Source organism: Ancylomarina subtilis (genome assembly GCF_004217115.1).
Lineage (GTDB): Bacteria > Bacteroidota > Bacteroidia > Bacteroidales > Marinifilaceae > Ancylomarina > Ancylomarina subtilis.
In genome coordinates, this window is record NZ_SHKN01000001.1 from 866096 (window position 1) to 888039 (window position 21944).

19 protein-coding genes and 1 other RNA gene are annotated in these 21944 nt (G+C 36.4%); 3 read left to right on the forward strand and 17 right to left on the reverse strand.

Features of this window, described 5'->3' with window-relative positions:
• Window positions 1-62: 62 nt before the first annotated feature.
• From map to EV201_RS03635, 9 genes are all read right to left on the reverse strand, one after another.
• Entirely contained in the window at window positions 63-842 is a 780-nt protein-coding gene (map, locus tag EV201_RS03595) for a type I methionyl aminopeptidase (RefSeq protein WP_130306030.1), read from the reverse strand.
• A 224-nt stretch (window positions 843-1066) separates the two neighbouring features.
• Window positions 1067-1546, reverse strand: coding sequence for an S-ribosylhomocysteine lyase (locus EV201_RS03600; protein WP_130306031.1), 480 nt, complete (start codon window positions 1544-1546; stop codon window positions 1067-1069).
• A gap of 66 nt (window positions 1547-1612) precedes the next feature.
• The gene (locus EV201_RS03605) at window positions 1613-2347 is read right to left on the reverse strand and encodes a 50S ribosomal protein L11 methyltransferase (protein ID WP_130306032.1); all 735 of its coding nucleotides are present in this window, start codon (window positions 2345-2347) and stop codon (window positions 1613-1615) included.
• A 19-nt stretch (window positions 2348-2366) separates the two neighbouring features.
• Entirely contained in the window at window positions 2367-3524 is a 1158-nt protein-coding gene (locus tag EV201_RS03610; RefSeq protein ID WP_130306033.1) for a trans-sulfuration enzyme family protein, read from the reverse strand.
• A 26-nt stretch (window positions 3525-3550) separates the two neighbouring features.
• Entirely contained in the window at window positions 3551-4546 is a 996-nt protein-coding gene (locus EV201_RS03615; protein WP_130306034.1) for a PLP-dependent cysteine synthase family protein, read from the reverse strand.
• Between the two features lie 765 nt (window positions 4547-5311).
• Window positions 5312-5890: a cytochrome b/b6 domain-containing protein gene (locus EV201_RS03620; protein WP_130306035.1), complete on the reverse strand. Its 579-nt coding sequence runs from the start codon at window positions 5888-5890 to the stop codon at window positions 5312-5314.
• Window positions 5891-6159: 269 nt separating this feature from the next.
• Window positions 6160-6378, reverse strand: coding sequence for a DUF6500 family protein (locus EV201_RS03625; RefSeq protein ID WP_130306036.1), 219 nt, complete (start codon window positions 6376-6378; stop codon window positions 6160-6162).
• A 124-nt stretch (window positions 6379-6502) separates the two neighbouring features.
• Window positions 6503-7345, reverse strand: a complete 843-nt coding sequence (gene blaOXA, locus EV201_RS03630) for a class D beta-lactamase (RefSeq protein WP_130306037.1) — start codon at window positions 7343-7345, stop codon at window positions 6503-6505.
• 151 nt (window positions 7346-7496) lie between these two features.
• Window positions 7497-8405: a cation diffusion facilitator family transporter gene (locus EV201_RS03635; RefSeq protein ID WP_130306038.1), complete on the reverse strand. Its 909-nt coding sequence runs from the start codon at window positions 8403-8405 to the stop codon at window positions 7497-7499.
• Window positions 8406-8685: 280 nt separating this feature from the next.
• Between EV201_RS03635 and lon the strand changes: the two genes are divergently transcribed.
• Complete coding sequence (lon, locus tag EV201_RS03640) at window positions 8686-11046, forward strand: endopeptidase La (protein WP_130306039.1); 2361 nt, start codon at window positions 8686-8688, stop codon at window positions 11044-11046.
• A 110-nt stretch (window positions 11047-11156) separates the two neighbouring features.
• On the opposite strand, the gene EV201_RS03645 is transcribed toward lon, so the two are convergent.
• The 4 genes from EV201_RS03645 to tnpA all read right to left on the reverse strand — a co-directional run bounded on the left by EV201_RS03645 (window position 11157) and on the right by tnpA (window position 15443).
• Complete coding sequence (locus tag EV201_RS03645) at window positions 11157-11876, reverse strand: DUF6567 family protein (RefSeq protein ID WP_130306040.1); 720 nt, start codon at window positions 11874-11876, stop codon at window positions 11157-11159.
• Window positions 11877-12067: 191 nt separating this feature from the next.
• Complete coding sequence (locus EV201_RS03650; RefSeq protein WP_130306041.1) at window positions 12068-12967, reverse strand: hypothetical protein; 900 nt, start codon at window positions 12965-12967, stop codon at window positions 12068-12070.
• Between the two features lie 400 nt (window positions 12968-13367).
• On the reverse strand, window positions 13368-14597 hold the full coding sequence (gene rocD / locus EV201_RS03655; RefSeq protein ID WP_207224370.1) for an ornithine--oxo-acid transaminase: 1230 nt from the start codon (window positions 14595-14597) through the stop codon (window positions 13368-13370).
• Between the two features lie 390 nt (window positions 14598-14987).
• Window positions 14988-15443, reverse strand: coding sequence for an IS200/IS605 family transposase (gene tnpA, locus EV201_RS03660; RefSeq protein WP_130306042.1), 456 nt, complete (start codon window positions 15441-15443; stop codon window positions 14988-14990).
• A 265-nt stretch (window positions 15444-15708) separates the two neighbouring features.
• Here tnpA and EV201_RS03665 point away from each other — a divergent pair, with 265 nt between their 5' ends.
• Both EV201_RS03665 and EV201_RS03670 read left to right on the forward strand, forming a co-directional pair.
• Window positions 15709-18048 (forward strand): TonB-dependent receptor, encoded by a 2340-nt coding sequence (locus EV201_RS03665; RefSeq protein WP_165389572.1) that lies wholly within the window; start codon window positions 15709-15711, stop codon window positions 18046-18048.
• A gap of 25 nt (window positions 18049-18073) precedes the next feature.
• On the forward strand, window positions 18074-20119 hold the full coding sequence (locus EV201_RS03670; protein WP_130306044.1) for a BatA domain-containing protein: 2046 nt from the start codon (window positions 18074-18076) through the stop codon (window positions 20117-20119).
• A gap of 95 nt (window positions 20120-20214) precedes the next feature.
• On the opposite strand, the gene EV201_RS03675 is transcribed toward EV201_RS03670, so the two are convergent.
• The 4 genes from EV201_RS03675 to rnpB form a co-directional block, all read right to left on the reverse strand.
• A complete protein-coding gene (locus EV201_RS03675) occupies window positions 20215-20583 on the reverse strand; it encodes a NifB/NifX family molybdenum-iron cluster-binding protein (protein ID WP_130306045.1) in 369 nt (122 codons plus the stop codon).
• A gap of 50 nt (window positions 20584-20633) precedes the next feature.
• A complete protein-coding gene (locus tag EV201_RS03680) occupies window positions 20634-20957 on the reverse strand; it encodes a NifB/NifX family molybdenum-iron cluster-binding protein (RefSeq protein ID WP_130306046.1) in 324 nt (107 codons plus the stop codon).
• Window positions 20957-21364, reverse strand: coding sequence for a DUF134 domain-containing protein (locus EV201_RS03685; RefSeq protein WP_130306047.1), 408 nt, complete (start codon window positions 21362-21364; stop codon window positions 20957-20959). Before EV201_RS03685 ends, EV201_RS03680 begins: the two co-directional genes overlap by 1 nt.
• Before the next feature lie 154 nt (window positions 21365-21518).
• Window positions 21519-21882: RNase P RNA component class A (gene rnpB, locus EV201_RS03690), an RNA gene on the reverse strand.
• Window positions 21883-21944 lie beyond the last annotated feature (62 nt).

The window sequence follows — 21944 nt, forward strand, 5'->3', positions numbered from 1 at the left end:
AAAAAACAAAAGGTTAAATTGTAATTTAACCCTTTATCTTTAATTATTTTCTTATTCAGAATTTATTTGAAGATATCATACTCTCCAACATCTGTTAAAATCTCGTACCCCTCTTTGGTTACCAAAACAGTATGTTCAAACTGAGCAGACAATTTATTATCAATGGTACGAGCAGTCCAGCCATCTTTCTCGTCGATGACAGCACGGGCCTTACCCATATTAATCATTGGTTCAATGGTGAAAACCATACCCGGCTTCATAATTTCACCCGAGTTACGTTGTGCAATATGCTCAACTTGCGGCTCTTCATGAAAATCCATCCCAATACCATGACCACAAAATTCATAAACGACACCATATTTTCTGGCCTTAGCAAAACGACCAATAGCAAAACCAATATTCCCGAAGTAGTTGTCAGGTTTCACCTGCTCAATACCTAAATAAAGAGCATGCTCTGTATCCTCTACCAATTTTGCGGCTTTGTTCGAGATATCTCCAATGGTAAACATGGTACTGGTATCTCCATAGTATCCATCTAAAATTGTGGTCACATCAATATTCAAAATATCTCCATCTTTTAGAATGGTTTTCTCACTTGGAATTCCGTGACAAATAACCTCATTTAAAGAGATACAACTTGATTTTGGGTAACCGTGATAACCTAATGTCGCCGGAATGGCTCCATTATCACGCATATATTCTTCGATTAAATTATCCAGATAAAGCGTATTCACGCCCTCTTTCACATAATCGCTAATAAATTTAAGTGTATTTCCAGCCAATTGAGAACTCTTTCTAATGCCCTCAATTTGCTCTGCTGTTTTAATTATAATCTCGCTCATCTAGTTTTAAACCTAAAGATTAGAGCTGCATATCATCATGGAATAGTTCTCGATAAAATCCCTACACAACCCTTAATAAAAGAACACCCAAAGGTCTGCAATGATTCCTACTTTTGCAAACAAAAGCTTTCATAAATTTTTAAGTCATTATCAAATTCATCTATCATGAAAATCCACCCTGCTAAAAAAGCAAGGTGAATTTATTTTCATTTATAAACCTAATACTAAATTGGATAATTAAGATTATCATCATTTAAGTTTGTAAGCACCTGATCATAGAAGCGTTGAGCCTCCCAATTGGCCATAGGCAAATCATGACTCAAACTATAGCCACATTCAATACGTTTAGATCCCGGTATTTCATCCTTAAAGTTGGCCATAAACAAAAATAAATCTTTGGTCAGCTCAACAATATCTTCCGATTGGTAATCCCCATGTAAAATGACATAAAATCCCGTACGACAGCCCATCGGGCCAAAATATACGGTACGGCTGCCCCACTCCTCGCTGTTGCGCAAAAAAGTAGCTCCCAAGTGCTCCATGGTGTGCATGGCCTGAATATCCATAGCGGGCTCTCTATTGGCCAGTTTCAAACGAATATCGAAACTGGTTAGGGTTTCTTGCCCAATTTGATCTTTCCGTGATACATAAATACCAGGGTTTAATCTGTCGTGATCTACATTAAAACTATCTATTTGCTTCATCTTATTTCTTTTATAAATTTATTATTTTATCAACTCGTCACCTATACCCGAGCTTTATTTCTATACTTAAGCACCTTTCAATTTCAATTCGAAAGGATAAACCATAGCCTTCCAAATTCCTTCTTCCCGGAAAATATGGATCTTACCTGCCTCATTCAACTGCTTGTAAAACTCAATATTCTTTTCTACAAAAACTTTATTGGGTAAAGCGTAAGTATTGATCATACGAGCATGATAATTCTGACCAATTAACTGAAAAGTGCTCTTATAATCAGAAAGACTGCCCACATTAATATATAAACGGCTGTCAGCATGCATAAACTGAGGTGCTATTTCCAAAAATTGTATTAAAATCTCATTCCCTAGTTTACCTCCACTAATAGTCTGCGCTAAATCTTCACCCAAATTGAATTTATAATCTTCAGGTAAAATTTCCTGAGGAAGATTAGCGATAATTACATCGAATTGACCTTGCAAAGGACCAAAAAAGCTACCCGCAAAAGCCTGAATATCGACCTTATTTTTTTTTGCATTTTCTTTGGCATTCATAACAGATATCTCACTCGTATCGGTCGCCCAAACCTCAGCCCCCAATTGTGCCGCCATAACAGCGAGTATCCCACTTCCTGTTCCGATATCGGCCACCCGGTCACCAGCTTTAATCCGGATATTCTGAGCAAAAGGCACCACAAAATCGGATGGAGGAAACACATTGGGATGCAAATCTAAACGGATATGATTGCCCTGTAACTGATAGTCACGAACTTCAGGACGATCCAAAAAAAAGTTTTGACTTTTCATTTTCACAATTCTTTAATATTTAAAAATTCAACGCCTGAACCAAATCCTCAATTAAATCTTCTGTATCCTCTATTCCCACAGATACCCTAATTAAAGTATCTGTAATACCCAACTTCTTACGATCATCTGCAGGAACTGACCCATGTGTCATTAAAGCCGGTAATTCGATCAGAGATTCAACACCACCTAAACTTTCAGCCAAAGCAAAATATTTAAGCTTCGATAGAAAATTCTTTGCATCTTCAAGTTCTCCATCCAATTCAATAGCCATCATCCCACCAAATCCTTGCATCTGTTCCTTTGCCAACTCATGCTGTGGATGAGACTCAAGCCCCGGATAAATCACCTTTTTCACTTTAGGATGATCACTCAAAAATTCAGCTATCTCGATGGCATTTTTCTCATGCTGACGCATTCTCAGACTCAAAGTTTTAATCCCTCGAAGTACCAAATAACTATCAAAGGGCGACATCATTGCACCAGCAGAGTTTTGCATAAATTGAAGCTTCTCATACAAATCATCACGGCTGACCATCACAGCACCACCAATTGAATCGCTATGACCATTGATGTATTTTGAGGTTGAGTGCAAAACAATATCGGCTCCCAGCTCCAATGGATTTTGAAAATAAGGGCTCATAAATGTATTATCCACCACCAAAATCAAATTGTGCTCTTTGGCAATCAGAGCAATTCGAGCAATATCAGTCAGCTTCAACATGGGATTCGTTGGGGTTTCAATCCAAATCATCCTGGTTTCTTCACGAATCGCATCTTCAACTCGGGCAGGATTTGAACTGTCAACAAAACTAAATTCTATACCATAATTGGCTGTGAAAACTTTTCTAAAAAGCCTTTGGGTTCCGCCGTACAAATCATCGGTTGTAATCACATGATCACCCGATTTTAACAGAGCCAACAAGACCGTTGTCTCAGCTCCCAAACCCGATGAAAAAGCCAGGCCGTACTTAGCTTTTTCAATAGCCGCCAACTTGCTTTCCAAAGCCTTACGGGTTGGATTCAACGATCTGGAGTATTCGTATCCCGCTGTGGGGACTTCAACCTCTTGCCGTGCAAATGTGGTCGATAAATGTAGGGGAACAATAACATCTCCCGTTGTACCCTCCTGAAAATTTGGCTTCTCACCTATGTGAATTCCTTTAGTTGTAAATTTCATATCTTATCGTTTTAAACCTGTTTTATTTATTGAATTGATTCTAAGTTGTTTGCTTGCAGCAAGCCTTTTTCCCGCATCCACTGATCATTATAAAGACTGCTTAAATAGGATTTACCCGAATCGGGCAAAAGGACTACCACCACATCATCTTCATTAAGCTGTGCAGCTACTTGTAAAGCTCCATTTACAGCTGATCCAGCTGATGATCCAGCAAAAATGGCATCCTTAATCACCAATTCTCTGGCCGTAGCAAAAGCATCCTTATCACTTACTGTGATAATCTCATCTATGACAGAGAAATCAACCGTGTCCGGAATAAAATCTTCTCCAATCCCCTCAACCAAATAGGAATGAATAGCCCCCTGAGTTTTATAAAACTCATGCTTGTAAATAGAGCCCTCCGTATCCACACCAATCACCTTGATATTGGGATTTTGTTCCTTCAAATATTTACCAACCCCCGAAATGGTCCCTCCGGTACCGATACCTGCTACAAAATGGGTGATCTTTCCCGCCGTATCTCTCCAGATCTCAGGCCCGGTACTTTCATAATGTGCTCTGGGATTATTCTTATTAAAATACTGATTGGGTGAAAAGGAGTTGGGAATTTCTTTAAGTAATCGTTCAGCTACTTTATAATAACTCTGAGGATCATCAGGTTCTACTGCAGTTGGGGTACGAATAACTGTCGCACCATATGCCGTGAGCAAATCCTCTTTCTCCTGACTCATTTTATCGGGCATGGTAAAGATCAATTTGTAGCCCCTAAGTATGCCGACCTGTGCCAAACCCAATCCGGTATTACCCGAAGTCGGTTCAATAATGGTACCCCCCGCTTTTAAAAGTCCCTTTTTCTCGGCCTCATCCAACATGGCAATTGCAACGCGATCTTTACTGCTCCCTCCGGGGTTAAAACTCTCCATTTTACTAAGTAAAAGTGGCGCATGAGCCCGATTGATTTGATTCAATTTCACCAGTGGTGTATTACCAATGGTCCCCAATATATTCTGATAATATTTCATATTTTTCTTCTTATTTGTCTGTACAAAACTCTGGTTCAAGCTTTTAAACTCGAACAAAACTTTTCACTTTGGGCTGTAGCTTTCTTCCTATCCTCAAAAGAACAGTTATAAGGCTAAGTCAGCCAATTCCTGATGCTTACAAAACTGTAATATCAATCAGGACAAAAATTCAATGTGTTTTATCAGCCACAACAGACCGTTGTGGAAATACGAAGATGATAGGGTTTAATCTGTAAAAATTTCATGGTGCCTTTTCAAGATAATTATTCTGTTGCAATCTGTTTCAAATCTCATTAACTAATTTGCACGAACTTTTAAAGCGTACAAATCAGATTTCTCTTAACAAGAGCAACAACAGACGAATCTTGAAAAATGGGGCATTCCAGTTTGATTGGAAATAGACATGATAAACGGGTAATGATGAAAAAGAAAAAATGATTCATTGGGAGCTGTATTCCCTAATAGGTACATAGAACGTGCCCGCAAACTGTTTAGCAACAGCAGCAGCAGCAACACGTATGTGTTGCAGAAAATATATTTTCTATTGAATTCATTTTATTCATCGGGACAAAGCAAAGGCTTTTTTTTTAATCTCGCAAGAGAAAAACAAAAAAAAGACAAAAAAGTCTTATTTGAAATTTAGGCTGAACAATTCGAGATACTAAATAGAAGTCTTAAATATTAATCAATAGCACAAAAAAAACACTTCACGAAATCACGATCATAGTAATACCAAATATGCTTTTGCGAATCCATTGCTTCCATTCAATCTTCATCACGTGTTCCGCTTATCATCCTCGAAACAATTCCTTTTTGGTCAGAGAATTCAGCTATGAAAACGCCTGCCAAATGAATCACAATAAAAGAGATTAAATAATAAATAGAAAGCACATGTATCTCTTCCATCAATTCTTTTGATGATTTAGGTCCTAATTCAATCATTAGCCCTGTAGCTAAAGAAATGATTATGCAGATATAAAAAATAATATACAGCCATTGCTGAAATCTTAATTTAGCTGTTAAATCTTTACGCAATGGATTTTGATATCTCATGTAGCCAAACAAAGGAAGTAAAAATCGAATACTATATAATCCAACCAAGACATAGCCTATATAAATATGCCAGTTCCACATCGGCTGTCTTATTTTCTTAGCTAGCACAATAAGCTGTTTTTGCGATAAAACCTGATCCGTCCCATTAAGGTAATCTTGTATGATATTCGCAACATTGGTCTTATTCATCCAAGTTAATCTCAGAAAAATTGTCACTAATAACAACACGAGTGAAATGGCTATAGCCCAATGAATCAACCTATATATTTTGGAATATTTTTTCTCTTCCATAATTGTCTATTTTTGAAATAAATACATAAAAATAATGTGAGCGTTTAAAAATTCGATTACACATTTAGGCATGAATTTCATCACATCAATCTTTTCATGACAAATTTATCAAAACTGCCTGTTCTATTTATCATTTTATTAAAATGATGGGCTAAACTACAATTTTTTATATGAAAAATAGAATGCTTTATTCTTTAATTAGTTTTCCAATAAACTTTTAATATCAATTTTAGAACTTCACAAAATCCATAAGTTTTATATTTTCAATCCTATAATTCACGAACCATCATCTCTTTAATCTTTATTGCCTTTTCGAAATGATCAAGCTTGTGTGTCATAATCCACCACTCCGCAACCGCCATTAATCGTTCAGGATTCGTGTTCTTATTGGCAAAAAAGGCATAAAATGACAGACCTACATTTTCTCCTTTTTTCTCTATCTTCTCATTGCAAACCTCAATGATTCTTTGGCGCATGTTTTCATTCATAAAAATTGCTCTTAAATATTTTAGGAGGTATAATTTAATCTGTAACGGATCGTCTTTTACCGAATCTCAATTCAGCGAAATTGTTCTTCAAACGACCTCTATAATAACTGGGAATGATACACTTTTATTTCATAAACCCCATTTGCTTCAAGGCTTTCAATGTAATCTCTTTTCTTTTTGCAACAAATTTGTCAAAATCAAATTCCTTTTGAGGTTCTATATTTGTGGCAAAGAAATAAGTATCAGACTTGAATTCAATATACCCAACATACCAACCGTTATAAATGCTATTGGTATTGGATAAGCCAGTCTTTTCACTTAATTTATATTGATCGGTATGATCAGCAACAAACATCCGCTTCATTATTTTCTCTGTCCTTTCAGAAATGGGTAATTTTGACTGATAAAAGCTTTTCAAAAAATCTATTTGTTGAAACTGGTTAATTCGGGAATCTCCCTCCAACCAAAACATATCCAAATTGCTAGTATCCACTTTCATGCTACCGTATTTCATTTTAGCCAAATAAGCATTCATCCTTTCCACACCAATGCTTCTGGCAATATCCTGGTAACAGGGCACACATGAAAAATGGAATGCATCCCGAAGAATGAGATCCTGTTCCCATTTTTTCATCCACCTTTTCTTTCCATCCCATTTCAATAATGTGCTGTCATTTTTAACAATACCTGTTTCGAGTGCAATAATTGAGTTGGCAATTTTAAATGTAGATGCAGGCAGATGCCCCATTTTTGCCCGCTCAAAATTATTGGAATAATAAATATCCTTATTTAAGTCATAAATCAATACAGATCCTTCAACATTACAAGAATCAATAATGAACTGAAATTCTGGCTTTACTACCTGCTTTGTGATGATTGATTCATTCTTTTTATTGGTTGCAGATTTTTTCCCGTCAGAACAGGATAAAAACAAAATCACGATAGCAAGAAAAGGGAATATTTTCATTTTTTCAGGATTGGTTTTAAATGGTAAAATATTATAAATTTATAAACAAGATTAAGGTATAAATTCTAATTATGAAAGCTCAATCTAAAATAAAATGCCATTTTATTCTAAACCAAACCCCTCCTTCATCCAACAAATCATCCGGCTAATTTTATAATTCAACATCCTCATTCTTTTCACTAAACTCTATATGTTCTTCGGGCTCGATATGCACATGAACATGACACCGTAAAATTTCAGCTTTGATTTTATCTTCAATAAAATGTGCAATATCATGTGATTGAGGGATACTCAATTCGGGACTCACATGAATATTAAGTTCTACAAAAAATTCAGCACCTGCTGCCCTGACCTTTAGATCGTGATAGCATTCTATTTCGGTTAAACCATCAAGAATAAAAACAATTTTCTGATAAGTCTCTTCCGGGACTCTATCCAACAGAACATTGATTGAACGCTTCCCAAGTTTATAGGATATGTATATAACAATTGAGGCAACTATTAGAGCAGCAATACTATCTGCAATAAAAATTCCAAAATTTGCACAAATTAAGCCCAATAACACAACTAAGGAACTCCATATATCTGTCGAAAAATGCAAAGCATCCGCTTCTAAGGCTTGACTGTTATATTTCTTAGCAACCCGCATTAAGGCTCGCGAACGGCTTATATCAATCACAATTGAGGTAATAACCACAATATAACTCCACAGGTTAACTTCAATATGTGTTTCCCCCGAAGACAATCGGCTCACAGCTTCGTAAATAATCCAAACACAGGTAATCAACAACAAAACGGTTTCCAATAAAGCCGACAAATTCTCAATTTTACCATGTCCGTAATGATGATCAGAATCTGCCGGTTTATCCGATAATCTCACTGCAAACCAAGTGATCCCGGCAGCTACAAAATCCAAGGCAGAATGTAAAGCTTCGGACAAAATTCCTAAACTACCAGTTAGTAAACCTACTACTAGCTTGAAACTTGTGAGAAGAATAGCAGCTGCAACAGATAAAAATGCCACTCTATTTTTTTCTTTCCTTGCGCTTTCAATATCCATAACAGATCCATTATAATATTAGTCTGATTCTTGCTTATAATCGGGTATAAAGTAAAAGGTCACTTTTGATGTCATTTCTTTAATATTGACTTACAACAACAGTTCTTATTATATGCGTTCATCTAATTTATAAAAATAAGTTTGCAAACAAGTTCGTTTATCTCAGGAATAACTCATTTAAGAGATTTCCATCTTATTTCATAAATCAATTTCACTTTTTCCTAAGTCAGATTTTGATTAAATTTATTAGACCGATTCGTTCATTTAAATCTGATTCACCATGAATAAGAATAATCTTGTATTGGTTTCTGATATCTATCCCGATAATATTATTGTCTTACCCATTGAAGACAAACCTCTTTTCCCTGGAATCACGATCCCCTTAGAATATACAGGAATTGAATTTGTCAACTTGATTACCTATTCTTTTGAAAAAAATAATGGGTTTATGGGGATCTCCTATATCAAAGAGCTTGATGAAACTAATTTTTCCAATTCGGTTCTATTTAAAACAGGAACTTTTATCAAAATAATTAAGATTATTGATCGCACTGAAGACCAAATCAATTTTTTCGCTCAGGCTATTACCCGTTTCGAATACGTTAGAGAAACGAAGCGTGATCAGAAACGACACTGGACAGTCAAGTATCATATTCCTGAAAAAGTAAAAAAAACGGATGAACTCAAAGCCTATACTTTAGCCATTATCAATTCGGTAAAAGAACTGATCAAGCTAAATCCAATGTTGCAAGAGCAAATCCGCCTGTCTTTAACAAATGTCGGGATGCAAAACCCAGGCTTACTTATGGATATCATATCCTCATTTATGTCGAGTGATCCGCTCAAGTTGCAAGACTTACTTGAAACATTTGATCTGTACAAACGCAGCGAAAAATTACTCATTCTTCTGAAAGAAGAACTTGAAATTACGCGCTTGCAGGAGGATATTCAATCCCAAATAAGCGAAAAATTAACCAGTGATCAACGTGAATTCTTTCTTCGTGAACAGTTGAAAGTCATAAAAAAAGAGTTGGGACTGGAAAAGGATGAAAAAACGACTGAAATAGAAAAGATTGAAGAAAAAATCAAAAACCTTAAACTTTCAAAAGAAGCCGCAGATGTGATTTATGAAGAACTGGACAAATTAAAAATTCTGGATTCAGCCTCTTCAGAATTTCATGTTTCCCGTTCTTACTTAAATTGGCTAACCGATTTACCTTGGGGTCTTTTTTCAAAAGACAATTACGATATCAAAAAAGCCCGCAAAATACTGGACGAACAACACTATGGATTGGATGATGTGAAACAACGCATTCTCGAATTTGTAAGCACCATTGTTAAGAGAGGAAAGGTTTCGGGCTCAATCATATGCCTGGTAGGCCCTCCTGGTGTGGGTAAAACATCTATTGGTAAATCTATTGCTGAGGCTTTAGGGCGTGAATTCTACCGATTCTCACTAGGTGGCATGCGGGACGAAGCTGAGATAAAGGGACATCGGAGAACCTATATTGGAGCCATGCCCGGCAAAATCATACAAAGTTTAAAAAGAACAAAAACGTCCAATCCAGTCATCATGCTGGATGAGATAGATAAAATAGGCATCAGTTATCAGGGCGATCCAGCCTCAGCATTGCTCGAAGTTCTGGACCCTGAACAAAATTCTAATTTTCTGGATCATTATCTTGATGTTCGCTTCGATTTATCCAATATCTTATTTGTAACAACAGCTAATCAGTTGGATACCATTCCAAGGCCCTTATTAGATCGAATGGAGATCATTAAGCTCTCAGGATATATCTTAGAGGAGAAAATTGAGATTGCAAAGCGCTATTTAATTCCCCGACAGCGAAAAGAGCATGGATTAAAATCAAAAGAAATAGCAATAACCGACAGTGCCTTATCCAGATTGATTGATGCTTATGCCAGAGAAGCAGGTGTTAGGAGTCTTGAAAATCAAATCAAAAAAATAATGAGAAAAGCGACTCTAATTCTAGCCGAAGAAAAGCCTGGAAAACTTACTGTCAGCAATAGAAATATTATTGAATTTCTGGGGCAACCGATATTCTTCACAGAAGAGTTATATAAAAGATTATCTCCCGGAGTGACCCTTGGCTTAGCATGGACGGCCTATGGTGGTGCAACGCTCTATATAGAAGCCTCATCAATAAAACACGCTTCGGAAGGATTTAAGCAAACAGGACAATTGGGCAATGTCATGCAGGAATCAGCCGAAATAGCTTATTCCTATATCCGTTCGATATTGAGTAAAGACAAAAATGAAACCATCAATTCTTTTTTTGATAAGCATCTCATTCACTTACATGTGCCTGCAGGGGCGACACCAAAAGATGGCCCATCGGCGGGTATCACCATGGCTCTGGCTCTTCACTCACTTGCAACAAACCAAACCGTTAAAAAAGGAATAGCCATGACAGGAGAATTAAGCTTAACAGGAAAAGTTCTCCCCATTGGTGGTGTTCGTGAAAAGACTATAGCTGCTATTCGCGTTGGAATTCATGAACTGATTTTCCCCAAGGACAACAAAAAAGATTTTGACGATTTACCAGACTTCCTAAAGAATGAAATAAATGCTCACTTCGCTGATTACTTTGAAGATGTTTTGAAAATTGCTTATCCATAACCGATAAGCTCAAATAAAAGTTATCATAAAAAATTCAGGGACAGCTCAAATGAACTGCCCCTGTAATTGAATCTTTATCTTAAATTTTTCTTATTACATAAGACTCCTAATTATTCATTTATATAATCATGAGACTGAAACTTGCCATCACCTGTTTTTACAATTATTTTATCCAAACCCAAAGCAATAATTCGACCACTGCTTTTTACAGTATTATCATTTAAAGTTCTGGAGAAAATATACATATCACCCACCTTATAGCCTTTATAGTTTTTACTTTTGGTAAAGATTTTATCCGTAGATATTAATTTGGTTTTAGAATTTCCTTTAGGCGTTTTAATCAGAACCCTAACCTTATCGATATCCTCAATTGAAAGAATAACAGCATCTTCGTTTCTGTCAATATAAACAGAATCGCCAATCTCAAATAGCTCATTCGCTAAACTCTTCTTTGATAGTCTCTCTTTATACTTATCCGTATATGGATCGGCTTTAGAATCGTCAGTAAAACTCACAACATCTGCACTAACAGTAGCTTTCGTTTTATTAAAGAATGGGAAAAATGAACGTTTAAAATCAACTGTGAAATTGGCGTAGGTTTCGTTTGGTTTTAAAGGTCTGTTATTAATTAATTCTCGCTTAGCTTCTAAAACTAAGGCATCTTTTGAAAGCCCTCCAATACACAAAACTTGTTTAGTCTGTGAAACACCATAGGCAATGTCTTCATACTTTACATTTCGATTTAAGGATGAAGAACTGATCGCACCTTGATGCACAGCACAGGAGCTTAATAGTAAAAGGACCGAAAGTGGAATTAATAACTTTTTCATAATGGCGTGATAATATTTAATTGTGTTCGTTTTGTTTATGTCAAATTTAACGAAACACAACAAGTAAACAATATTCAAAACAAAAGTAAAACTATAAAAAAGCTTAAATAACCACCTCTTTATATATTAATATAAAAAAGGGATAGCTCTTATAAACCATCCCTCCATCATTATTATTTTAAACGACTCAATTAATTCATCAATATCTTATTAATGGTATTTTTTAGTTTCTCATTAACATCACCTTCCTTCACTTCAGCTTTTAAGCTCAACAACTCTTCAACAATCTGTTGCTTCTCCAAAGTTTGTTGCTGATTCTGTTTAAGAAGTCGTTCCTGAGTCTTATTATCACTATTCTTATCAGTTACGCCTGTCAACAAAGTATCAACTGTTGTAACTGCCCGATTCAAGATACGATAGAAAAGAGCAGCCGAAAAACCACCCAACATTGCCAATATAGGAACTGTCAAAAAACCAACCCCTGGTGATTGCTGCATCTCAAGTGAAGCCGGAATAAGAACAGCCATCATTAAACCCGCAATGAGTCCTAATACAAAACGGATCCAATAGGAACTTTCATATTTTGGATCGTATGTTCCATTGACGATGTATTTATTGGCCTGAAAAAGATTGCTAAAACAAGCCCCTAATGCAGCTGCCGAAAGAAAAAACATCAGATTAAGCAATAACTCAATACCATGATCAGCAAGTATGCCTTTTGAAACTGAAGCATTGTTGACGTGAGGAGATAAACTAATCAGAATAAAACCAACTAAAGAAAGTAGCGTTGTTGCCATCAACCTTCTAACAAGACCAACCGGGCCAAGAAAAGCTAGCCACTTATTCTTCTGGGCTTCCTTGTATAAAAGAGAGATGGTTTTGGGGCGAGCCGGAGCTACTTTCAGCGACAAACATTTATGTAGATTTAATATCTCATGACTCTCCCACTCGATAGCTTTCCCTTTATTGAGATCAATTATTTTCTTTGCCTCAACTGGAATTGCTGAACCTTCGGCAGAAAGATATTTAACCATTGCGATACATTCATCAATGAGATATTGTCCGATATTATTGCACACATTGAGTTCCATATTTTACGTTTAGGTGTATACTATCATTAATTTAAAATTGTTATCAATTCGATTTCAAACTTCAAAAAAAGGCCTCTGTAAATGTGATTCAACTTTATAAACAAAAGACATAATCAACTAATTCACAACACATAAAATACTAATTTAATCAATATTCATTAACAATAACAATTTAATTTATATAAACTATACATTCAAAACATCGACAATCAAGATAAAAAGCCCTAAGAGCAATCTCAATAGACATTCTGAAACATGTGAAACGCATATTGAACTTTGTAATCTCATAACGAGATCACAAAATCAAAATTCATTTTACTCTTAAAAACGAATGGTTAAAACATAAAAAAGGGACAGCTCTTACGAACTGTCCCTTTCATATAATTTAAGAATTCTTTATTTACTCGAATTCAGCCATTGTTTTCTTGATGATCTCAATAGCTTCACGCAATTGAGTTTCGTTAATTGTCAATGGAGGCGCGAAACGAATAATGTGTCCGTGAGTTGGCTTAGCTAACATACCGTTGTCGCGAAGACGCATACATACATCCCAAGCAGTTTTACCACCCTTAGGTTTAATCACAACTGCATTAAGCAGACCTTTACCACGAACAAGCTCAATCATATCCGATTTTACAGCTTGTAATTCTTCGCGGAAGATTTTACCCATAGCCTCAGCATTCTCAGCCAATTTTTCTTCTTTCACAACTTCAAGAGCTGCAATTGCAACTTCACAAGCAATTGGGTTACCACCAAAAGTAGAACCATGCTCACCTGGCTTAATGCAAAGCATAATATCATCATCAGCCAATACTGCCGATACAGGTACTACACCACCTGAAATAGCTTTACCAAGAATCAATACGTCTGGACGAACCCCTTCGTGATCAACAGCTAACAACTTACCTGTACGAGCGATACCAGTTTGTACCTCATCAGCAACAAATAGAACATTGTTTGCCTTACACAAGTCGTAAGCTTTCTTCAAGAAACCATCGCCAGGAACATATACGCCTGCCTCACCTTGAATAGGCTCAACTAAGAATGCACATACATTAGGATCTTTCAATTCTTTCTCCAATGCCTCAACATCGTTGTAAGGAATCACAACAAAACCTGGTGTGAAAGGTCCAAATCCTTTATATGAATCCGGATCAGTTGACATCGAAATAATAGTAATAGTACGACCGTGGAAGTTGCCATCACATACAATAATCTTAGCTTCGTTCTCAGGAATCCCTTTTACATCGTATCCCCAACGACGAACAAGTTTAAGTGCTGTTTCATCAGCCTCTGCTCCTGTGTTCATTGGTAATACTTTATCATATCCGAAATACTTCGTAACGTATTCCTCATATTTACCTAGATTGTTGCTATAGAAGGCTCGAGAAGTTAGGGTTAACTTTTTCGCTTGTTCCATCATAGCTCCAATAATTTTTGGATGACAGTGTCCCTGATTAACAGCAGAATAAGCTGAAAGGAAATCATAATATTGTTTTCCATCAGTATCCCATACATATACGCCTTCCCCTCTTTCTAAGACTACTGGTAGTGGATGATAATTGTGAGCTCCAAAATTGGACTCTTTTTCCATGTAGTCTGCCGCTGTCATTTTTGTTGTAGTGGTCATAAAAAACGATTTTATAAGGTTTGTAAATTTTAGGTTTATTTAATTTTGAATTTTGGTGAGCACAATTTTGTTATTTTTTTTAATAAAACAAATACTTATTCATAATTTTTTCATGTTAATTAACGTCTTTTAAAAATCGCTTCAAAGCCTTTAGTTCAAACAAGTCTTAAAAAGTTTAACAGTAAATTTATGTAATTATTATGCTTCATCCAACAGATACAGTTCATTCACATTTTCAAGAAAAAAATAGTTCGAAAATTTACTGTTAAGATTATTTGAATGCCTTCCGTGCAATTTTTTTTGAAAAAGATGAAAACTAAAAAAAAAGAAGAAATTGAGCCAAAAACTCTATTTCTTCAATTATAATCAGTCATACAGACAATATTGAGACTAATTCCAAAAGTATGATTCATCGTACTCAATAACTCCAAATTGTTCCATTATTTCGTCAACTTCTTCTTTATAGCTCTTATTATGGTGATGTTTTTTCTGATTTTGGATAAATCGTGTAACCACATCAATCTGGAAATGACTCACCGAAAATGCCCCATAACCATCCTGCCAATCGAAATCCTTATTGGTATGACCGATGCAACGAATCCATTCTGCAGACTCTTTTTTTACAGCATCAACAAGTGTCGAGAGTGCATAATCCTTTGATAAAGCAAATAGAATATGTACATGATCACTAACTGAATTGATCGTTAAAACCGGACTTTCAAATCTTTTAAAAACGGAGCTGATACAGGTATGCAATTTCAGTTCCCATATTTCTTTAATATCGGGGTTACGATCTTTGGTACTAAACGTCAGATGAACATAGAGCTGCGATAATGATTGTCCCATAACCTATTCTTTTTATAATTAATTAAAAAAAGGAAACTCAATTAGATATTCTAAATCAAGCGCTTACCTAATTTAACCAATTGCAAACCAATTAGCAAAAGCTTATGACTAACAAATTCTAAATCTCATATCATAATCTAAAGGATCTGTTGTATCTTAGCTTTCCCTATAATAACCTCTATCACATTAAATAATGCATAAAATTATCTTCATATATATTACATTTATCCTCATCGGTTTTTGCCCAAAGCTACATGCTCAGAATATGGCAACCATTAAAGGAGTTATTAAAAACGAAGACGGCAAAATCCTCTATGGTGTTCACATTTTAAACACAGCAAATTCGCAAACCACGACCTCTGACAAAGAAGGAGCCTTCCTGATCCATTGTGAAGCCGGGAAAAACATCACTCTGGAATTCACACATATTGCTTATCAAACTCTAGAAAAAGAATTCAGCCTAAAATCAGGTCAGACCATCGTCTTTAATCCCATATTAAAAGAAAATCGTCAAAGCCTGGATGAGGTCAACATTGCAGCCCAAATTAAATTACATAATAAGGGCATATATTTACAAACCAAAGAAATTGACAAAATAGCTTCTGCCGGTGGTGAAAGTATTGAGAACTTGTTAAAAACCTTACCCGGGGTGAGTTCGAATAACGAACTCAGTTCACAATACTCGGTGAGAGGTGGTAACTTCGATGAAAATTTGGTTTACATCAACGATATTGAGGTTTACCGTCCAAATCTAGTTCGGTCAAGTCAGCAAGAAGGACTAAGTGTCATCAATCCAGACCTTGTATCTTCAGTGCTTTTCTCACCAGGTGGCTTCGATGCCAAGTATGGAGATAAACTCTCATCGGTATTGGATATAAAATACAAAAACCCTCGTCGTTTTGAAGCCTCAGCTGATCTAAGTCTATTGGGAACCAGCGCGCACATTGCTAATGCAAGCAAAAATGGAAAACTGTCCTATCTTGCCGGATTTCGCTACAAAACAACCCGGTACCTATTAGCCTCACTTGATACCGAAGGCGACTACAATCCCAACTATAAAGATTTTCAAGCACTGATAAATTATTCGTTTAATAAAAAATGGAGTCTTCACTTCTGGGCAAATATCAGTAAGAATGAATATGGTTTTAAACCCAAGGACAGAGAAACAAATTTTGGAACCATAAGCGATGCCCTGCAACTAAAAATGTATTTTGATGGTCAGGAAAAGGACGAATATATTAGCGACATGGAAGCCCTCACCCTTAAATATCATCCCAACAGTAAAAGCTTATTTCAACTCATTACCAATAGGTATTCGACCACAGAAAAAGAACGATTTGATATTCAAGCGCAATACTATTTGCAGGATTTATTTATCAGTCAAGGTGGAGAAAAAGATCAATCTCTGGAGAATTTAGGAATTGGGACCTATCTCGACCATGCCAATAACAAACTGGAACGTGAGGTAAATAGCATCAAACTTAAGGCCGATCATAGCTTCGACAAGCTGCACCTTCAATGGGGCATAAAAGCTTTACACGAGAAAGTTGATGATCGAATAAACGAATGGCAATATCGCGACTCTGCTGGCTATTCCATCCCCTCTTCAGACACGAACACAGGTCTTGCCTATTCACGCCAAGCCTTAAACAGTATTTCGGGCACACATTTATCAGGCTACACGCAAGCCAATTACAATTTCAGCAATCAAACAGGTGATTTTCAAATAACAGCCGGACTTCGATACCACCATTGGACCTATAACAACACTTCATTTCTATCGCCCCGTTTTTCGTTTAACTTTGTTCCAAACTGGGAACGCAAAATGAAATTTCGCCTGGCAGTGGGCAACTATCAACAAATGCCTTCGTACAGAGAAAGCTTAAAAATTGATGGAGGGATCAGTCCTCAATTAAACACTCAGGAAGCCTGGCATTATACTCTGGCACATGAATACCTGTTTAAAATTAAAGAACGTGACTTCCGCCTGTCTTCCGAACTCTATTATAAAGATTTAAAATCGCTCATCCCTTACGATATTGAAAATGTTCGTTTGCGTTATTATGGGGATCAAAAAGCCAAAGGCTATGCCGCCGGACTTGAATTTCGTCTGAATTGGGAATATGTCCCTGATAGCGAATCCTGGATTAGTCTTTCCCTGATGAAAACACGTGAGGATATTTTAGGCGACAATCAGGGCTATATTGCTCGTCCAAGCGATCAACGATTTAATTTCTCCATGTTTTTTCAGGATTACATGCCTGGCAATCCCACATACAAAATGCACCTGACTTTAATATATGCAGGTGGTTTACCCGTATGGGTTCCCAAGTTGGGCAAGCAGGGACAAAGTTTTAATATGCCTGATTACAAGCGAGCCGATTTGGGGTTTTCAAAGGAACTTCTCGATACAAAGAAGAATAAGTATAAGGGACTGTTGAAGCATTTCAAATCCATGTGGATTGGTTTGGAAATTTTTAATCTATTCGATATTAACAACACTGTTTCTTACCTTTGGATCAACGATATTCGGGGGAATCAATACGCTATTCCTAACTATTTAACAGCCCGTAAACTAAACCTGAAGTTGAGTGCTAAATTCTAAACGAACTTAAAATCATCTGTGTTTTATGCCTTTACACTTTCAAAATCCTAGTATCCTGTGGGGACTCTTAAGCTTGATGATTCCTATTATCATTCATCTATTCAACTTTAAGCGCTTTAAAAAAATCTATTTCAGTAATCTGAAATTCTTAAAAGACCTTACAGCCGAAAATAAAAACCGATCTAAAATTAAAAAATGGCTATTGCTTGCCAGTCGTTTGATGGCTCTAAGCTGCTTAATTATAGCCTTTGCTCAACCCTATATTCCCAACCAAAACACATCAGTAATAAGTAAAAATCAAAAGAGTTCAGTTTATATTTATGTAGATAATTCCTTCAGTATGAATGCTGAAACTGAAAAAGGGATTGCCATTGAAATTGCAAAATCTAAAGCCATAGAACTTATTAATTCTTTAGCCGAAGATGTTCAAATAAAAATTCTTGATAATAACAACAAGGGAAAACTCCCTACACTAAGCAAGCAAGGAGCAATCTCAAAAATTCAGGCACTAAAACCATCGGCTGAAAGCAAGCTTTTCTCTCAAATTTTAAAAGAATGTCTACAAAATGATTCCAATGAGAATGATAAAATTTACCTATTCTCAGATTTTCAGAAATATCAGGCAGATTTCAACAAAATGTTACCTGATAGCAATCTACATGTTAACTTAATGGCTTTATCAACTCAAAGCCGAAACAATCTCTATATTGACTCCTGCTGGTTTGAAAATTCAGCGCATAAGATCAATCAAACAGAAGAACTCAAAATCAACATCCGCAACGCATCGAATGAAAGCTTTCGTAAAATCCCAATCAAACTCTATATTAATGACAGTTTAAAAACCATTTCGAATTTTGATATTGAGGCTCAGGAAAACAAAGAATTAGATTTACGCTACAAGAATAATCAGTCAGGTATTTATTCCGGTCGAATAGAAATAAGCGATTACCCAATTACCTATGACAACACATTTTACTTTTCTTATATGATTCAGAAAAGTGCTGAAATCATCAGTATTAATCAGGAAAACGAAAATCGCTACATCAATCAGCTTTTCTCGAATAAGCAATATTTCATCCTCAAAAACATTAACAAATCACAATTTCATCAGGAAGATCTAAGTAAAACCAAATTGATTATCTTAAATCAACTTACGGATATGCAAAGCGGTTTCAGACAAAAGATATCAAACTATATCCACAAAGGCGGCCAGGTGCTTGTCCTTCCGGCAAATGAAAATAATGATTCAAATAATGAACTCCTGACCGAATTGGGTGCCAGCCAGTTTACACAAATGGACAGTTTGAATAAAACAGTTTCGAGTATCGAGCTTGATGCAGAAATCTACAAAAAAGTATTTACTCAACTGAAAGAGGACGCGCGCCTGCCACAAATCTATCGTCATTTTAAATTGAGTGAGGCAAAAACCGGAATCAGTACCCCACTTTGGAAAACCAATACGGGAGAGAATCTATTCTCTCAAACACAATTGGGCCAAGGCAAACTCTATATCTCCAGTTTTAACTTCCATCCCCAATGGACCAATGCGATCAAGCATCCGATATTTGTCCCCGGGTTAATCAATATCGCACTAAACAACCAAGTTCATTCGCCAATCTATTATAAACTGGACGAAAGCGAATACGCTATTGCAAATGGCTTAAAATTAAACCACGAAAAAGCCATGTTTCACATCGAAAATAAAACACTCGGCATTGACCTGATTCCGGAACAAATTTCTCATTTTGACAGAGGATTACTTTTAAATACACATGGACAAATTAAAAAGGCAGGGAATTATTTCATCAGTCAATCCAAGCAAATTCTATCGGGAATTTCGTTTAACTACCCTCGCCAGGAATCAGATCTGACTTTTTATTCATCGGGTGAAATTCAAGATCTTCTGCAAAAACACAAGCTAAATTACAGCTTATTCGATATTGAAACTATAGATATGAGAAGCTTGATTGAGGAGCAAAAAAACGGAAACACCTACTGGAAATTATTTCTTCTTCTGTCTTTCTTGTTTCTGATAATTGAGGTCTTAATTCAAAAAATCAAATTCTTTTAAACCGACTGTCTTTAATTTTCAAAAAAAGTATAGAGCACTAAAAAGGGGAAAAGTTCATATCAGACTTCTCCCCTTTTCTGCTCTTTACTCCAAACCTAGTGCTGGCAAACGTGATCTGAATCACCATGTCCGGCACAAGTCGTTCCCGAGTCCACAACATTCTCTTGCAAGTAGGCCTCGGCCAACTCACGCACATCACCCGAACAGCCACGGTAAACCTGAATACCAGCCTGAGAAATTTTGTTAACAGCTCCCTGTCCCATATTCCCGGCAAGCATCACCTTTACGCCCATTTCGGCAAGCTGATTCGCTACATTTGATTTACAACCACACCCCTGTGGAGACTCCATTAATTCGATGCTACCAATCTTATTATCGGCAGTCAATTCAACAATCGAAAAATACTCGCAATGTCCAAAATGCGAATCAACCTGATTGTCTTTAGTTGGAATAGCTATTTTCATCTCTTTGTTATTTTTAGTTTTCATTTACTGAATACCCCTTATTCTTATATTTATTCGATACCCATCAATTTCAGAATATCCCCTAGTGTCTTGTTATTTTCATTCAGAATAATGAATTGCAAGCCCTTTGTTTTTGCTAACTGCTGCAATTTCAATCCTAACTCAAAAGCAATGAATGTGTCAACACCATTGTCCTGACAGAGTAAAGTCAGAATTTTAGGACCAACACCTTTCTCATCGTTTGCAAATGGATTTTCAACAAAGCGATAAGTCTTATTGGATTTATCAACCAAGACAAAATAGGGGCTTCTTGCAAATTTCGAGGACAATTGAGCCTCATTTATATTACTCATTACGGGAATTGCTGCTACCATTATGCTTCCTCCACTTTTAAAATATCAGAACTTGAACACAATGAACATCTTTTAAGCTCATCATCACCTGGCTTATTAAAATGCGACCGACAAGTCAAGCACTCATACCAGGTTTCATCATAAACAATCTTTCCACCTTCGATACGAATAGGGCTTGCCTCAATCAATGCCTTAGCAATTTTCTTGCGAGCTCTATCGTATATACGCGTCAGACTGGGACGTGATATTTCCATAATTTTCGACGCCTCAAGCTGAGATAAATTCTCATAATCGAGTAAACGAATCACCTCAAACTCTTCAATATTTAAATTAACTTCGTTTGAAGGATTGGCATAATACCCCTGGGGATTAAAACCTTTTACCCGCGGTGGAATTTGAATTTTAGAATTATTTCTAGGACGTGCCATATTCTTAAATTGATATTACGGCACAAATATAATGAACATATGTTCTAAACTGACTTTTTTCATAAAAAAAACGACCTCATTTTTTTGAGATCGTTCTAATTCGCTTTAAAAAGCAAGATTCCGTTTTGATTCCTTCATTGAATCAAGATTTTTAAAAGTTGGCAAACCTATAAGCCGGGTCCTGTTTTCCCCGAAAGGAACTTCTATCATTTATCTAGAACATAGGTCACCCTATGTCTCGAGCAATCTACCCCCCGACATCGACCGAGTAAAGTCTACAGCTGTCGGTATACTTGATCTTGCAAGCCATGAGGCACACAGCTGCCTATGTCACCACAAGCACTGGTGAGCTCTTACCTCACCTTTTCACCCTTACCCTATTTCCGAAAAAATAAGGCGGTTATTTTCTGTTCCACTACTATAAGCTTTCGCCTATCTTCCCGTTAAGAAGCATGGTACTCTGCCTTGCCCGGACTTTCCTCTCTTTCTTGCGAAACAGCGATAGAACGGTTTGCCGCTGCAAAGGTAATCTATTTTATGAGTTTATAATATCAGGCAATCGCCTTTCTCATTAAAAAAG

Bases quoted from the DNA above. Each gene is read 5' to 3' on its own strand.
- map (WP_130306030.1), bottom strand. From the start codon at position 842: ATGAGCGAGATTATAATTAAAACAGCAGAGCAAATTGAGGGCATTAGA.
- EV201_RS03600 (WP_130306031.1), bottom strand. From the start codon at position 1,546: ATGAAGCAAATAGATAGTTTTAATGTAGATCACGACAGATTAAACCCT.
- EV201_RS03605 (WP_130306032.1), bottom strand. From the start codon at position 2,347: ATGAAAAGTCAAAACTTTTTTTTGGATCGTCCTGAAGTTCGTGACTAT.
- EV201_RS03610 (WP_130306033.1), bottom strand. From the start codon at position 3,524: ATGAAATTTACAACTAAAGGAATTCACATAGGTGAGAAGCCAAATTTT.
- EV201_RS03615 (WP_130306034.1), bottom strand. From the start codon at position 4,546: ATGAAATATTATCAGAATATATTGGGGACCATTGGTAATACACCACTG.
- EV201_RS03620 (WP_130306035.1), bottom strand. From the start codon at position 5,890: ATGGAAGAGAAAAAATATTCCAAAATATATAGGTTGATTCATTGGGCT.
- EV201_RS03625 (WP_130306036.1), bottom strand. From the start codon at position 6,378: ATGAATGAAAACATGCGCCAAAGAATCATTGAGGTTTGCAATGAGAAG.
- blaOXA (WP_130306037.1), bottom strand. From the start codon at position 7,345: ATGAAAATATTCCCTTTTCTTGCTATCGTGATTTTGTTTTTATCCTGT.
- EV201_RS03635 (WP_130306038.1), bottom strand. From the start codon at position 8,405: ATGGATATTGAAAGCGCAAGGAAAGAAAAAAATAGAGTGGCATTTTTA.
- lon (WP_130306039.1), top strand. From the start codon at position 8,686: ATGAATAAGAATAATCTTGTATTGGTTTCTGATATCTATCCCGATAAT.
- EV201_RS03645 (WP_130306040.1), bottom strand. From the start codon at position 11,876: ATGAAAAAGTTATTAATTCCACTTTCGGTCCTTTTACTATTAAGCTCC.
- EV201_RS03650 (WP_130306041.1), bottom strand. From the start codon at position 12,967: ATGGAACTCAATGTGTGCAATAATATCGGACAATATCTCATTGATGAA.
- rocD (WP_207224370.1), bottom strand. From the start codon at position 14,597: ATGACCACTACAACAAAAATGACAGCGGCAGACTACATGGAAAAAGAG.
- tnpA (WP_130306042.1), bottom strand. From the start codon at position 15,443: ATGGGACAATCATTATCGCAGCTCTATGTTCATCTGACGTTTAGTACC.
- EV201_RS03665 (WP_165389572.1), top strand. From the start codon at position 15,709: ATGGCAACCATTAAAGGAGTTATTAAAAACGAAGACGGCAAAATCCTC.
- EV201_RS03670 (WP_130306044.1), top strand. From the start codon at position 18,074: ATGCCTTTACACTTTCAAAATCCTAGTATCCTGTGGGGACTCTTAAGC.
- EV201_RS03675 (WP_130306045.1), bottom strand. From the start codon at position 20,583: ATGAAAATAGCTATTCCAACTAAAGACAATCAGGTTGATTCGCATTTT.
- EV201_RS03680 (WP_130306046.1), bottom strand. From the start codon at position 20,957: ATGGTAGCAGCAATTCCCGTAATGAGTAATATAAATGAGGCTCAATTG.
- EV201_RS03685 (WP_130306047.1), bottom strand. From the start codon at position 21,364: ATGGCACGTCCTAGAAATAATTCTAAAATTCAAATTCCACCGCGGGTA.